This window comes from Vibrio sp. 03_296, assembly GCF_002265885.1.
In genome coordinates this window covers 1-847 of record NZ_NPKW01000241.1, presented here as the reverse complement: position 1 = coordinate 847, position 847 = coordinate 1, and the positions used below count along the sequence as shown (strand labels likewise).

The following is an 847-nucleotide window of genomic DNA, read 5'->3' as shown; positions in this document are numbered from 1 at the left end:
GGTGATGATTGCTCAGCTCGCGATGCCGACGAACTCTCTACAGTGGGACATTTGCGCTATACCGGGTTTAGATCCACAAGCCACATATCGAGTGACGGTATTGGATAAGCCGTCTAACTACGATGACATCGTGAATTACCAACCACCTTGGACAGAATCGGGCTGCGAACTGTCCGGCGCATGGTGTGAAGAGGTCGGTTTAACCATGCCAATTCTTGATGCAGAAAGTGCGATGTTGTTGATGTTCGAACGTATTCACTAAGACGCCTTCGTTGTTTCTTCTTTGTTTTTATTGCCGTACAGAGGCCCGATCTGTACGGCTTTTGCGTTGTTTTTGTTTTTATGAAATCGTTATCATGACTTATTGATGAACTTTGATGCTAAAGTTAGGGAATTGAACGTTATTTTCTGGAAGTTGGTCATAATAAAATTGTTCAATGTCTCATTTTGAAAACTGAACTGTAAACGTTTCCATAAAGTGGTAATGGATCACAGTAAGGGATCCTGTCGGTGAGTAGCATGAGCATCGAAAACTAAATAAAAGACGTCGACGTGATGGCTTCTCTGTTAGGGAGTGCTGCGCGATAACGATACTAGGAATGAATTATGTCTGAAAAATTACGCTACAAACCAAGCTGTCCTACGGTCTTGGCGCACTGGGTAAAGACTTTGCCTGTGTCCCCAATCTATATCTTCTTTAATTGTTCTACTTTACGGACGTGGCCGGCTTTGTCTGCCGCTTTCGTCGTACATCTTTTAGCTGCACGTATTATCGATGCGATTACAGACCCAATGATGGGGTGATCGTCGACAATACACGTTCTAAGTTCGGTAAGTTCCGCCCTTG

2 pseudogenes are annotated in these 847 nt (G+C 43.9%); both read left to right on the top strand.

The features are described 5' to 3' along the window. Positions 1–262: pseudogene (locus tag CIK04_RS23690) on the top strand (alpha-galactosidase); the annotation flags it as partial. Positions 263–617: 355 nt separating this feature from the next. Beyond that, a pseudogene (locus CIK04_RS33580) lies at positions 618–847 on the top strand (MFS transporter); the annotation flags it as partial.